The 14263-nt window shown below is 62.0% G+C and carries 10 protein-coding genes; all 10 read right to left on the reverse strand.

Annotation, left to right across the window (positions count from 1 at the left end; genetic code table 11):
- Window positions 1-20: 20 nt before the first annotated feature.
- Window positions 21-2771 carry a malto-oligosyltrehalose synthase gene (locus tag KVH01_RS26190; protein ID WP_217883422.1) on the reverse strand — a complete coding sequence of 917 codons (2751 nt, stop codon included), beginning with the start codon at window positions 2769-2771 and terminating at the stop codon, window positions 21-23.
- Window positions 2768-4852, reverse strand: coding sequence for a 4-alpha-glucanotransferase (gene malQ / locus KVH01_RS26195; protein WP_217883424.1), 2085 nt, complete (start codon window positions 4850-4852; stop codon window positions 2768-2770). The genes KVH01_RS26190 and malQ overlap by 4 nt, the downstream gene beginning before the upstream one ends.
- Window positions 4849-6594 (reverse strand): malto-oligosyltrehalose trehalohydrolase, encoded by a 1746-nt coding sequence (gene treZ / locus KVH01_RS26200; protein WP_217883425.1) that lies wholly within the window; start codon window positions 6592-6594, stop codon window positions 4849-4851. The genes malQ and treZ overlap by 4 nt, the downstream gene beginning before the upstream one ends.
- A 20-nt stretch (window positions 6595-6614) precedes the next feature.
- On the reverse strand, window positions 6615-8171 hold the full coding sequence (gene glgA, locus KVH01_RS26205) for a glycogen synthase GlgA (protein WP_217883426.1): 1557 nt from the start codon (window positions 8169-8171) through the stop codon (window positions 6615-6617).
- Window positions 8172-8669: 498 nt separating this feature from the next.
- A complete protein-coding gene (locus KVH01_RS26210; protein WP_217883427.1) occupies window positions 8670-9623 on the reverse strand; it encodes a D-2-hydroxyacid dehydrogenase family protein in 954 nt (317 codons plus the stop codon).
- A gap of 25 nt (window positions 9624-9648) precedes the next feature.
- Window positions 9649-10650, reverse strand: coding sequence for an alpha/beta fold hydrolase (locus KVH01_RS26215; RefSeq protein ID WP_217883428.1), 1002 nt, complete (start codon window positions 10648-10650; stop codon window positions 9649-9651).
- 45 nt (window positions 10651-10695) lie between these two features.
- Entirely contained in the window at window positions 10696-11139 is a 444-nt protein-coding gene (locus KVH01_RS26220; protein WP_217883429.1) for a YqaA family protein, read from the reverse strand.
- A gap of 3 nt (window positions 11140-11142) precedes the next feature.
- Window positions 11143-11589 carry a DUF411 domain-containing protein gene (locus KVH01_RS26225; RefSeq protein WP_217883430.1) on the reverse strand — a complete coding sequence of 149 codons (447 nt, stop codon included), beginning with the start codon at window positions 11587-11589 and terminating at the stop codon, window positions 11143-11145.
- Window positions 11590-11671: 82 nt separating this feature from the next.
- Window positions 11672-12130 (reverse strand): SRPBCC family protein, encoded by a 459-nt coding sequence (locus KVH01_RS26230; protein WP_043047699.1) that lies wholly within the window; start codon window positions 12128-12130, stop codon window positions 11672-11674.
- Between the two features lie 90 nt (window positions 12131-12220).
- Entirely contained in the window at window positions 12221-14215 is a 1995-nt protein-coding gene (locus KVH01_RS26235) for a methyl-accepting chemotaxis protein (RefSeq protein ID WP_043047698.1), read from the reverse strand.
- Window positions 14216-14263: the final 48 nt, after the last annotated feature.

The following is a 14263-nucleotide window of genomic DNA, read 5'->3' on the forward strand; positions in this document are numbered from 1 at the left end:
AAACTCCTCACAGAAAATATTCAGCTTTCTTGATTATCAGGATTGATAAAGACATTGACCGGGAGATCCCCCAGGGCAGCGCTGATCAACAGCTCCTTGTTGGGTGTGACTGCGCGTGTTTGAAAAAGTCCCTTCCAGTTTTGTGTTGTGGCGGCGAACGGTAATCTAACCCGCGTATCGCCCCAAACCGGCGCATTGATCTGGGGAAACATGCCGTTTTCCAGCAGTTGATAAGGCCAGCGCGGTACCACCACCAGCAGCTGCTGGCCTTGATGTTGGCGATAGAACGCGACCACCCGCTCGGCATGCTGGCCGACCACTTCCAGCGCGGTATAGCTGCCGTAGCGGAACAGCTCGGGACAGGTTTTGCGCATGCCCAACACCTGGGCGATCAACGCCTGTTTGATACGCCCGTCACGCCAGTTGAACAACAGTTCGCCGATATCCGGTGGGGTATCGAGCGCGTGTTGGCGCGCAGCGAAATCCACCGGGCGACGGTTGTCCGGGTCCACCAGGCTGAAGTCCCAGAACTCATCGCCCTGGTACACATCCGGTACGCCCGGCACGGTGAGATGAAGCAAGGTTTGCGCCAGCCCGTTCAGGGCGCCGGCGGGGGCGATGGCTTGGGCGGCGCTGTCCAGCGCACGACGCAATGGCGCACCGGCTTCACTGAGTAACAGGCGCTTGAGGAACTCTTCCACACCTTGTTCATAGGCGTCGTTGGGGGCGCTCCAACTGCTCTGCAACTTGGCCTCGCGCAGGGCTTTTTGCTGCCACTGCCAGAGGCGCTGCTGGTAGGCCTTAAGGTCTGGGTTGTGCTCCAGCGGCCAGCTGCCGAGCAACACCTGATACAGGATCAGCTCGTCACCGGCCGAGGGGCTATCAGCATTTTCCCGCAAGGGCGCGGCCAGGCTGCGCCAATGCTCGACTTGTTCGGCATACCAGGGCGCGCACTCGCTGAGCACCGCCAGGCGCGCGCGGGTGTCTTCGCCGCGTTTATGGTCGTGGGTGGCGGTGGCCAGCAGGTTGTCGGGGAAGGCCTCCAGGCGTTGTTGATTAGCGGCGTGGAAGTCCGCCAACGGCGCACTGAACTGTTCGGTGCTGAAACCCACATCATTACGCGACAGCAGCACTGCCGAGCGATAGAACGCGGTGTCTTCCACGGCCTTGGCGGCGGCGGGCGATGTCAACTGCTGGAAGCGCACGCAGGCATGCTTGAGGATCTTGCGCTCACGGCCCACCGGGCGATTGCGCCAAGGCTGGCCGCCCAGCCATTTTTCCAAGTGCTCAAGCACCGGCCAGTCGCCTTCGTTGAGGGTGCTGCGCGCACCGTCCATGGCCTGCTGGAATATCTTGTCGTCGGCCGCACTGCGGCCCCTGGCACTGATGTAGGTGCGGTACACCGGGAAGTGCACGATCAATTCCTGCAAGGCCCGGCGGATGGCGCCCAGGGTCAGGTCGCGGGTCATCACATCGTCGCGGGCCACTTGCAGCAGGGCCTGGGCCACGCTTTCGAAGTCGCCGCCCAACGAGCCGTTGAGGATCTGCTGGCGCGCCAGCCGGGCCTCTTCGATAAACGCCGAAGGGCGTTCGCTGTGCCGCGTCCACAACTCGGCCAGCGGGGCAAAGCCATCTGGATGGTGCTGCAGCAATGACAGTTGGTTCATGAATTCGTAGCCGGTGGTGCCGTCCACCTGCCAGTTTTCACGCAGGGTTTCCCCTTCGCCGAGGATCTTTTCCACGAAGATCGGCAAATGGCGCTGGGGCGACAAAGCATCCACGCGGCGGCGCAACTTACGGCAATAGCCACGCGGGTCGGCCAGGCCGTCGATATGGTCGATGCGCAGACCGTCCACCAGGCCTTCGCTGATCAGCTCGAAGATCTTGCCGTGGGTGGCTTCGAACACCGCCGTGCGTTCCACACGCAGGCCGCCCAGCTCATTGACGTCGAAGAAGCGCCGCCAGTTGATATCGTCAGCGGCGGTGCGCCAGCTGGCCAGGCGGTAGGCCTGTTGCTCGAGCAGATGGTGCAGGCGCTCGAACCCTTCGGGCTGGCGACCGTCGAAGGCGGCCAGCCGCTGTTCGATAGCCGGCAGTACTTCGGTAGCACGTTCAGCCAGCGCTTGCTTGAGCCAGGCGGCTTCGGCGTAGGCGTCGTCCTGATAGGCGAGGGCGGCAAAGCGCTCGGCCAGCGGCTTGAGCCCCTCGTCGTGGCCAAGGATCAAGGCGTAGTCCCTTGGGCAGATCGGAAAGCGATGTTCGTAGTGCTCGGCGTAGAAGGCCCCGTGAGCGGCATCGAACTTGAGGGTCAGCGTGCCGCTCTGCAGGGCTTCACCGTAATCGCTGCCCAGGAACGGCATGAGCAGTTGGCCTTTGAGCAAGGGGTCGGGCGAATGCCACTGGATATCGAAGAATTCGCTGTAGGGGCTCAAGCGGCCCCACTCCAGCAGGTCCAGCCACCAGGGGTTATCCGCACCGCCCACGGCCATATGGTTGGAGACGATATCAAGGATCAGCCCCATGTCATGTTCGCGCAGGGCGGCGACCAGGCGCCGCAGCGCCGCTTCGCCGCCCAGCTCCGGGTTGACACGGGTGGGGTCGACCACATCGTAGCCATGCATGGAGCCGGCGCGAGCACTCAGCAACGGCGAGGCATACAGATGGCTGATGCCAAGCTGGGCGAAATACGGCACCAGCGGTACCGCGTCATCAAGGGTAAAGTCTTTATGAAATTGCAGGCGCTGGGTTGCGCGCAGGGGCAGTGCTTTCATCGGTCACGCTCATAAGCTTGGTTGCGCGCTACCGCCAGCAGTTCAAGGCGGCGCGCAGCACTATTATTGTCGAGCAGGCTGGCGGCCTCGCCTGGCAAGCGACGGCGCCAATTGGGGTGGGTGTCGAGGGTGCCGGGCAGGTTGGCTTGCTCCTGGATGCCCAGTGCGTCCTCCAGCGGCAGCAGTACCAGTGGCGCACGGGTGTGCCCCAGGTAGCGCACACTGGCGTCGATCATATGGTCGGTGTCGTTGCGGATCTCATCGACAAAGTTCTGCGGGTCCTGGCCCAAGGCTTGGCGCAGCGCCTGGCGTTCTTGCAGGCGGTGCTCACTCCATTGCTCCACGGTCGGCGCGTCGATCAGGCCGAGTTGGATATTCCATTCGATATCGCGGCTGTGCCACCAACCGTTGAGGGTGGGCAAATCGTGGGTGCTGGTGGTGGCCAAGGCGTTGTCAGGCCAGTCCAGGATCGGCTTGAATTGGCCTTCATGGTTCTGTTCGAACAGCAGCACGCGCATGCCCAGGATCGAGCGGGCGCTGAGCTTCTCGCGCAGGCCGTCGGGCACGGTGCCCAGGTCTTCACCGAGGACGATGGCCTGGTGGCGGTGGGATTCCAGGGCCAGCAGGCGCAGCAGATCGTCCACTGGGTAATACAGGTAGGCACCTTCACGGGGCGAGGCGCCCAAGGGAATGACCCACAGGCGTTGCAGACCCATCACATGGTCGATACGCAAGCCGCCGGCATGGGCGAAGTTGGCCCGCAGCATTTCGATAAAGGCGCGAAAGCCGTTGCGCTTGAGGCCTTCGGGGGAGAACGCGGAGATGCCCCAACCTTGGCCCGCACGGTTGAGAATATCCGGCGGAGCGCCAACCGTGAGATCGGCGAGCAGTTCGTCCTGACGGCTCCAGGCCTGGCTGCCGCCGCCGTCCGCGCCCACCGCCAGGTCGGCGATCAGGCCGATGCCCATGCCGCTGCCACGGGCGGCTTGTTGTGCGCGCTCCAGGCTGCGGGCGATCAGCCATTGGGTGAAAGCGAAGTAACCGATCTCATCGCGGTTTTGCTCGGCGAACTGCGCCAGGGCCGGGCTTTGCGGGGTGCGCCAGGCTTCGGGCCAGTGGCGCCAGTCGAGTTCTTCACCGGCAGCGGCGCGCTGGGCTTGTATGGCTTCGAAACGGCAGTGGTTCTCCAAAGCTTCGCCGCCGCACTGGCGGAAGCTCTGGAAGTCGGCATGCTGTGGGTGCGCGCCGTGGCGGAAGTCTTCATACAGCGTGCGCAACAGGCGTTGCTTGGCCTTGGCGGCGGCGGGCCAGTCGATCAGGGGCACCTGCTCCAGTGCGTGCAGTTCGTCCGCCAGCCCGGCGGCTTCGATGGCGTTGCGCACTTCACGCTCGCCCAGGATGCATGCGGGCGAGGCATACAGGCTGTTGAGAAACAGGCGGCTGGACGGCGAGTAAGGGCTGAAACGTTCGGTGTCGGCGCTGAACATCGCGTGCATCGGGCTGATCGCCACCGCCTCGGCACCGCGCTCGGCGGCCGCGCGCACCAGATGCTCCAGGGCCAGGGTGTCGCCGAAGCCGCCATCGCCGAGGCGGCGCAGGGCATACAGCTGCGCGCTCAGACCCCAGGCCCGGGCGGGGCGGCTGTCCACCGCGTCGGCCACGCTGAAGCAGTGAGCGGGGGCAACGGCCAGGGTGAAGGTTTGCCCGTCGATATGTACCTGATGGTAGCCCAGGGCGATCACACCGGGCAGCACGGCATCGCCATCAAGGCGCAGCTCCAGGGTTTCACCGCCTTCGAGGCTGACGTGACACGGGGTGTCCGGTGCAAAGTAACGCGCCAGGTCCAGGCCTTCACCGCTGTCTGTGGTCATCAACGGCGGCAGGTGGGTGTCTTGTTGTACTTGCTCAAGCTCGCGCAGGCTGGCGTCGATCTCGGCATCGTTATCGGCCGGGTGCCCCAGCCCTTTGAGGACCGCACGCAGGGCATCGGCTTGCACATGTTGCGGGCGACCGTTGGCATCGATCCAATCGACGGCCAGGCCCGCGCGGCTGGCGAGTAGTTCCAGGTTCGCTTCGCTCAAAAGTGTTCTCCAGCAGGGGATAGGGACACGCGGGCGCTGTGGGGTGGCAACTGCGCACCTTGCTTGGCCGGTGTTTGGAAGATGAGGTGTCGAGGGGCCGGGTGGTCGAGGGGCAGTTCGCCCAGGTTCAGGTCGATCTGCAACAGGCTGCCATTGCCCAGGCGCCAACGCGCCGTGACGGCGCCCTCGGCCAGCACCAGCGCGCCCAGGGCCACGGCGCCGGGCAAATGCGGTGCCACATGCAGGTGGCGCAGGCTCAGCAGGTGACGGTAGAGCTGGGCGTGGTCGTTCTCGACAAATGAAGGCATTGATTGCAAAAAGGTGGGCAGCGCGTTGGGATCGGGGATGCGTTCGCGTTGCTCGGGGTCGTGAAACGCGGCGAAATCAGCAAACTCATTGCGCCGACCTTCGCGTACCGCCTCGGCCAGTTCGCCATGATGGTCGGTGAAAAACAGAAAGGGTTCGGCGGCGTTGACCTCATCGCCCATGAAAATCATCGGAATCATGGGGCCCAGCAGCAACAGGGCGGTTGCCGCTTTCAGCGCCTGGGGCGAGCACAGCTGGTGCAGACGCTCACCCAGGGCGCGATTACCGATCTGGTCGTGGTTCTGCAGGAACGCCACGAAGGCGCTGGGCGGCAGATCGGCGCTGGGTTCGCCGCGTGCATGTCCATGGCGGGTGATATCGCCCTGGTAGATAAATCCTTCGCCCAGGCAGCGCGCCAACTTGGCGGTAGGCTGTTCGGCAAAGTCGTTGTAATAGGCATCGGTTTCGCCGGTCAGCAGTACATGCAGCACGTTATGAAAGTCGTCATTCCATTGGGCGTCGAAATCGTCCTTTAACAGGCTGGCCTGGTTCAGCTCGTTTTCCAGCATCAGCCAGACGTGACGCCCGCTGTCCACTTGCTCACGCACTCGCTGCGCAAGTTCCTTCAGGAAACCGGGATTATCTATGGCGTGCACCGCATCCAGGCGCAGGCCGTCGAAGCGGTATTCCAGCAACCACATCAAGGCGTTATCGAGAAAGAAATCCCGTACTTCACGGCGTTCGAAATCGATACCGGCGCCCCAGGGCGTGTGCACGTCTTCCTGGAAGAACCCCTGGGCGTATTGGCCCAGGTAATTGCCGTCGGGCCCGAAGTGGTTGTACACCACATCCAGAATCACGGCGAGGCCATGGGCGTGGGCACTGTCGATCAGGTGCTTGAGTTGCTCGGGTGAGCCATATGAGGCGTGGGGCGCGTAGGGCAGTACGCCGTCATAGCCCCAATTACGCTCGCCGGGAAATTGCGCCAAAGGCATCAGCTCAATGGCGGTGATGCCCAGTTCGGCCAGGCGTGGCAAGTGCTTTTCGACTTCGGTGTAACCACCCATGGCGCCAACGTGCAGCTCGTAGATCACTGCTGTATGCCAGGGGCGGCCCTGCCACTGGCTGTGGCGCCACTCATAGGCATGTGGGTCGACCACTCGGCTCCAGCCATGTACATCCACTGCCTGGGCCCTGGATGCGGGGTCGGGCACTGCCCGTTCCCCATCGATATTGAAGCGGTAGAGCGCGCCGGCAGGGCACGCCGTCTCGACTTCGAACCAGCCATCTGCCTGGGGCAGCATGGCAATGGATTTCCCGTGTTCCAATTCAACGCTGACATAAAACGCGTCTGGCGCCCACAGGGCAAAACGCGTGTGTTGCGCGTCCAGCATGATTGCGCCGTGGGGCGAGGTTTCCAGAGTCCGTAGTGGCATCTATGAAGCCCTCCCAATGATTATTTAGTCGATTTCCCCAGGGCCTTGGCCACCAGTTGTTCGTAGAGCTCAGCGTAGGGTTCTACCGCCTGGCACCAGTTGAAGGGTTGGGTCATGGCGCAGCTGCGCATGGCGTTAAGCAGGCCAGGCAGGGCAAAGACCTTGAAGGCGCGGCTCAGGGCTTCCTTGTAGCTGTCCACAGTGGACTCATTGAACAGAAAGCCGGTGACGCCATCCTCAATGGTGTCTGCAAGGCCGCCGGTGTTACGCGCCACCGGCAACGAGCCGAAGCGCTGTGCATACATCTGGCTCAGGCCGCACGGCTCATAGCGTGACGGCATCAGCAGGAAGTCGCTGCCGGCGAACATGCGGCGGGCATCGGTTTCGTTGAAGCCGATGCGCACGCCCACCTGGCCAGGGAAACGCAGTGCCAGTTCACGCATGGCCTGTTCTTCTTCCGGCTCGCCACGGCCGATGATCGCGATCTGGCCGCCGTTCTCAACAATGAAACTGGCGACCGCTTCGGTCAGGTCCAGGCCTTTCTGGTAGACCAGACGCGATACCACGGCGAACAGCGGGCCGCTGGAAGGCTGCAGCCCAAACAATTCGCGCACATGGACGGCGTTGATGGCTTTGCCTTCCCAGTCGCCGATATTGAAATTGTGGGTCAGGTGCGTATCAGTCGAGGTTTCCCAGCTTTCGTCAATCCCGTTGGGAATGCCGCTGAGCAAGCCTTGCTGGGTCTTGCTGGCAAGGAACCCATCCAGGCCGCAGCCGAATTCGGGTGTGGTGATTTCCTGGGCGTAGGTGGCACTCACGGTGGTGATATGGCTGGAATACGCCATGCCGGCCTTGAGAAACGACATCTTGCCGTAGAACTCCATGCCTTCCTGTTGCAGGGCATGGGGGGGAATGCCCAGCTCGGGCGTCGACGCCAGGCTCACCACGCCCTGGTAGGCCAGGTTATGAATGGTGAACAGCGTCGGCGTGCGTGACCCACGCCAGTGCATATAAGCCGGGGCCAGGCCAGCCGGCCAGTCGTGGGCGTGCACCAGGTCCGGGCACCAGTGGATCTGTGCCAGATTGGCGGCCATGTCAGCAGCGGCCAGGCCCAGGCGCGCGAAGCGAATGTGGTTGTCCGGCCAGTCACGGCCGTTGTTTGCCCCGTAGGGCGTGCCCTCGCGCTCGTACAGTTCAGGGCAGATGAGCACATAGATAACCAGGCCATCCTTGAGGTCCATGCGCCCGATCTTGCACGGCGGCAATGCCGCGTGGCCACCCAACTCGCCGACGATGTGTATCGGATTGTCGCTTTCCATCACCTGCGGGTAACCGGGGATCAGCACCCGCACATCGTGCAGGTGGGCCATGGCGCGGGGCAGGGCGGCGGACACGTCGCCCAGGCCACCGGTTTTCACCAGGTCGGCGAATTCGGAGGTGACGAACAACACTTTCTTTCGATTCGGGTTCTGACTCACGATCGGCCGCACAGTGTTGGGCAGGTCGGCCAAAGACTTAGGCCCCCCTGCCGGCTGACTAAAACGCTCTCCCTGAGTATCTACTGCGGCGCTGATCATAATGCACTCCCATCTGTTGGTCGGCTAATGGCCCGCTGCCATCAGCTCCGATTGACCGCATCCTGCGGCCAGGCACACAAGCGCTGTACTAACTGGCAAGGCGTATGCCAGTTGCGGCTTAGGCTTAAAAAGATTGGATGGACGGGCATTGGGCGTGAGTTGCGCGTGCTCGTCCTTACCTAAAACTGGACCTGCGGCGGAGTTCGAAAGTTTCGATTTTTTGCGGGGTTTTTGTTTTGGAACGGACCCATCGGTCATCAGTCTAGGACAGATCCCAGCACCTGTAGGGTTTTCAGCGGGATTTTGTAGGACAAAAATCTTTTAAGCTTAAGCTGCTGGCGATTAGCCTCCATTCTCTGTAGGAGCCAGCTTGCTCGCGAAGCACTCAAGAGCGCCGCGCATACCTTGAATGTCGCGCGCTATCATTGACCGCTTTCGCGAGCACGCTAGCGTCTACAAAGAGCAGGCCAAGCACGGCGCTCGCACTGATTTGGTGCGTCACCCAAGACTACGAACGGGCGTACCGTTGGCCCAGGCCTGGATATCTTCGATCATCTGCTGGTAGAACTGCCGGTAATTTTGCTCGCTCACATACCCGATATGGGGCGTCGCCAGCACATTGGGCAAGCTGCGCAACGGATGGTCAGCCGGCAGCGGTTCCTCGGCGTACACGTCCAGCGCCGCCCCAGCCAGGCGGCCACTGCTCAGTGCCTGTACCAGGGCCTGCTCGTCCACAATCGGTCCGCGTGCGGTGTTGACCAGGCGCGCCGTCGGCTTCATCCAGCCCAGTGCCTGGGCATCCACCAACCCGCGACTACGTTCACTGAGTACCACGTGGATGGTCAGGATATCGGCTTGCTCGAACAGCTCGCGCTTGCTGACCCAGGTCACCCCCGATTCTGCCGCCCGCTGCGGCGTGAGGTTCTCACTCCAGGCAATCACCCGCATGCCGAACACCTGGCCGAAGCGGGCGACCTTTTGGCCGATACTGCCCAAGCCGAGAATTGCCAAAGTCTTGCCGTGCAGGTCGCCGCCCAGGCCGATCTGCCAGCCGCCTGCGCGGAGCGAGTTGGCTTCGGCAAGCAGATTGCGCGTGCAAGCCATGATCAAAGCCCAAGTCAGTTCCGGTGCTGCGTGTTTGTAGCTGTCGGTGCCGCACACCTGGATACCCAGGGCCTTGGCGGCGGGAATGTCGATAGCGGCATTGCGCATGCCGCCGGTCACCAGCAATTTGAGCGACGGCAGGCCTTGCAGCAGTGCCTTGTCGAAGGTTGAGCGCTCGCGCATCACGCAAATCACCTCGAAGCCCTGCAGACGCTCGACCATTGTGGCGGTGTCGGCGGGGTAATCATGGAGAAAATGCACCTGGCCCACGGCGTCCAGCACCGACCAGTCCACCACGCCCCTGGCTACATCCTGCCAATCATCCATCACTGCAATCTGTACCGACATTTACGCGTGCCTCGCAAAGGTTGGATCAAAGGGTTTTCAAACCCTGCAACAGCGCTTTATGAAACTGCTCCGGCTTTTCCATCTGTGGTGCATGGCCCAGGCCCGGGAATTCCACCAGGGTAGCGCGGGGAATCAACTTGGCCACCTGCTTGCCCAGCGCCTGGTAATTGCCAATCCTGGCCTTGACCTCCGGTGGCGCTACATCTTTGCCAATGGCGGTGGTGTCGCTGGTACCGATCAGCAGCAGGGTGGGCACCTGCAAGTCCTTGAACTCGTAGTAGACCGGCTGGGTGAAGATCATGTCGTAAATCAGCGCCGAGTTCCATGCGACCTGGGTATGCCCAGGGCCTTTGTTCAGGCCGACGAGCATATCCACCCAACGCTCGTATTCGGGTTTCCAGCGCCCGACGTAATAGGTGTCGCGCTCATATTTGCGCACGCCGTCGGCGCTCATCTTCAACTCACGCTGATACCACTGGTCGACGCTCTGGTAGGGCACGCCCAGGGCTTTCCAGTCTTCCAGGCCGATAGGATTCACCAGCCCAAGCTGCTCGGTTTGGGTGGGGTACATCAGGGCATAGCGGGTGGCGAGCATGCCGCCGGTGGAGTGGCCGATCATCGTGGCCTTCTGGATGCCGAGTTTTTCCAGCAATTGGTGGGTGTTGGTCGCCAGTTGCTGGAAGCTGTACTGGTAGTGGTCGGGTTTGCTGGAAGTGCAGAAGCCGATCTGGTCCGGCGCGATCACGCGGTAACCAGCGTCGCTCAGGGCCTTGATCGAACCTTCCCAGGTCGCACCGCAGAAGTTCTTTCCGTGCATCAGCACCACGCTGCGGCCGTTGGCTGTGCCTTTGGCGGGGATATCCATGTAGCCCATTTGCAGGGTTTTGCCTTGGGACTGGAAGGTGAAATGCTCCAGCGGATAAGGGTATTGAAACCCTTGCAGTTCGGGGCCATAGGTGGCGGCGAACACGGGAGCGGCAGTGCCTGACAACAGGCCAGCGAAGCACAACGCACGGATAATAGGCATGGGTTCCAGCTCCGAGAGAGATGACCGGATGCTCTTTGGACGAGATTAACCGGGGATTAACACCCACTGCAGGGTCAGCGCTGCGAGCACGCCATAACGCATGCCTTTGGCCAGGGTTACCAGCAGCAGGAAACGCCATAATGGCTCACGCATCACCCCGGCCACCAGCGTCAGCGGATCACCAATAATCGGCATCCAACTGAGCAGCAACGTCCAATGCCCCCAGCGAGCGTAATGTCCACGTGCTTTTTCCAGTTGTTTGGTGTTGATCGGAAACCAGCGTCGCGCCTTGAAGCGCTCCACCGAACGCCCCAGCAGCCAATTGACCACCGACCCCAATACGTTGCCCAGGGTGGCGATGCCCAGCAGTAGCCACAGGTGGTAATGCCCGCTGAGCAGCAGGCCGACCAGCACCGCTTCCGATTGCAAGGGCAGTAACGTCGCGGCGCCGAATGCCGCGGCGAACAGCCCCAGGTAACCCATCAGCACCGGTCAGTGAGCCGGATACTCGGCCACCACCACATCTTTGCCGTCATGGGTCAGGCCAATGACTTGATAGGCCTCGCTACGGCCTTCTACTTCCATGCCCGGTGAACCCAAAGGCATGCCGGGTGCCGCGAGCCCCAGCAGGTCGTCACGCTTGCGCAAGGCCAATACCTGCTCGGCGGGCACATGGCCTTCGACGAACTTGCCGTCGATCACCGCGGTGTGGCACGAGCCGAGGCGCGGAGCCACTCCCAGGCGCTGCTTGACTGCGCTCATGTCTGCTTCAACGTGATCGTTGACCTTGAAGCCGTTGCTTTCGAGGTGGCTGATCCACTTTTTGCAGCAACCGCAATTGGCGTCGCGGTGCACGTCGATGGGAATCAGGTCGGCGGCCTGGGCCAGGGTAGTGCTGAACAGGGCGCAGAGCAGGGCCAATCGCAATGGGTTTTGCATCGTGGGTCTCGCTGAAAATGCGGCAATAAACCGCGCATTCTCCCTGCTTTTTGCAGTGGGGCGCTGCTGTAGTGTTTCTAAATTATACAGAGCCGGAGGTTTCCAGCCGCTGCTTGAGCCGGTCCAGCGCAAGGGCGGACAGCTCGATCATGCTTTCGTGAAGGGCCGCCAGTTGCAATTCGGTCTCATAAGTCAGTACACGCTTGAATAGCGTGCCGCCACGCTGAACGTGCAGGAAATAATGGATAGCGCCGTCGACAGCCAGGGACGTGAACGCAGTGCGGAATTCATTCGGGCAGCGAGCTATTTGCACGCGGTAGCTCATGGCCACGCGTATGCCCAGCAGGTCAATGATTTCAGTAAACCGCGTACCCACCGGCAGTGAACCGCGGGTGCCGGTGTCGGCGCTGAGGGAGGTGGGGTGCCATTCGTGCCAGCGATCAGGCTGGGTGACGTAGTCGTAGACTGTCTTGATAGGGGCCTGGATGAAGCGTTCCTGACTGATCTGCTCCAAGCGGATCGGATGCTCAGTCACGTGCATGACACACCTCCTGTGTGGCGGGTTATAACACTGGGAGTTGTCAGGATAGTCCGACTCCCGCGCTTTGCACGGGAGTATTCAGACCGCTGATCAACGCACTTTGAAGCGACCCATCAAGCTGATCACCCGGCCATTGGCCTCCAGCAGGCTCTGGGTATTGGTTTGCGTGGCATGCCCGCTTTCCACCAGCTCTTCGACCATGTGGCGGATCTGCACCATGCTGCGATTGATTTCTTCGGTCACCGCGCTTTGCTGCTCGGCGGCCGTAGCGATCTGGGTGCTGAGGTTGTTGATGTGGCTGACCGAACCGGCCATCTCATCCAGGCCGGTGTTGACCCGCGCCGTGGCATCCGCTGCTGATTGGCAACTGGCCTGGGTGTTTTCCATGGCGGCGACCGAGGAACTCACGCCGGTGGTCAGGCGTGCCAGCATCTCGTTGATCTGCGAGGTGCTGGCCTGGGTGCGGGCCGCCAGTGCGCGCACTTCGTCGGCGACCACGGCAAAACCGCGGCCTTGCTCGCCGGCACGTGCTGCTTCAATCGCGGCGTTTAGCGCCAGCAGGTTGGTCTGGCCGGCAATGGCGCCGATCACGCCGAGGGTTTCAGTGATGCGTGCGGCGTCCTGGCGCATGTTTTCCACGGTGTGAGTGGCGCTGGCTACTTCACCGATCAACGCGCTGACGCTGGTGGAGGCTTCACCCACCACCACTCGGGAGCGGTCGGCATGTTCGTTTGCACGCTGGGTGAACGAGGCGGTCTCGGCGGCGTTTTGCGCCACGGTGTCGGCGGTGGAGCTCATTTCGGTGATGGCGGTGACGGTCTGGTCGGTTTCCGAGGCATGCCTGACCAGGATCTGGTTGGTATGGGCTGATGTTCGTTGCAACTGCTCAAGCCCGGACGACATGGCGCCGGTGGCTTGGGTCACTTCGCCGATCATGTTTTGCAGGTAGACGATAAAGCGGTTCACCGAGTGGCCGATGGCGCCCAACTCGTCTTCGGCCCGGATGGTGATGCGTCGCGTCAGGTCGGCGTCGCCGGTAGAGAGGGCGTCGATATTGGTTTTCAGGGTTTTCATGCGCTGCACCAGTTGGCGGATGGCATAGGCGGCCAGCAGCACCAGCAGCAACACCATGGGGATCTGCACCAGGGCCAGGCTGCCGAGCACATCATTACGCTGGGCGGTGATCAGCGAGGTGGGCAGGGCGGTGGCGAGGAACCACGGCGTGCCCTCGATGGCACGCATGTAGAAGGTGCTGGCCACGCCCTGGTTGTCGAATTCACTGCGTTGCGACCCCTGGTCGCGATGGGCCAGGGCTTTGCTGACCTGCGCGGCGAAGGCCGAGGTGCCGGCCAGTTCGCTGATGTTCTTCAACACTACCGGGCTACTCAAACGGGTGCTGTTGCTGATGATCTTGCCATCGGCCTCGACGATCAGCATTTGCCCGCCGATGTCTTTTTCCTTGCTGGCCACCAGCTCATTGAAGAAACCCAGGGTCACGTCGATGGTGGCCACGCCATAGGCCGCGCCGTCACGCTGGATCGCCATGGCGCAGTTGGTGCGCGGCTCCTGGCTGGCATCGTCCTTGTAGGCGGCAGCCCAGGCACATTGGCCGCGTGGGGAGGCGAGGCCGCCCTTGTACCAGCTCTGGTCGTAATAGTTGGGGGCGGGGTCGCTGTTCCAGAAGGTGTTGACCGCCAGTTTGCCCGAGGCATCGCGGTGCCAGAAGGTACTGTGCTTGTTGCGCCCCGGTGTCCGCTGATTGGGCAACGGCCAGATACCGCCGCCAAATACTTTCAGCTCGCCGTATTGATCCACCAGGCCAGGCAAGACCTTGTCGATAGCATCGCTGTCGAGCAGGGGGATGGTCTGGGTGATGCTGCGTTGCTGGGCCTGGACCTTGTTCAGTTCGCCCTGGATCTGTTCGGCCACTTCGGCCACCCGGTTGAGCACCACCTGTTCTTCGGTGTGCTGCAGCTTGGGCGCGACCAACTGGCCGATACCCACGACGGTCAATACGAATAACACCAGGACGAATAGCACCAGGAACAGGGTGTAGCGGGCTTGGATGGAGCGCAGTGGGGGCATGGGAGGTCGTCCTTACGAAGCGTTATTGTCGACGCGGCTTTGTTAGAG

Source organism: Pseudomonas khavaziana, assembly GCF_019145205.1.
Lineage (GTDB): Bacteria > Pseudomonadota > Gammaproteobacteria > Pseudomonadales > Pseudomonadaceae > Aquipseudomonas > Aquipseudomonas khavaziana.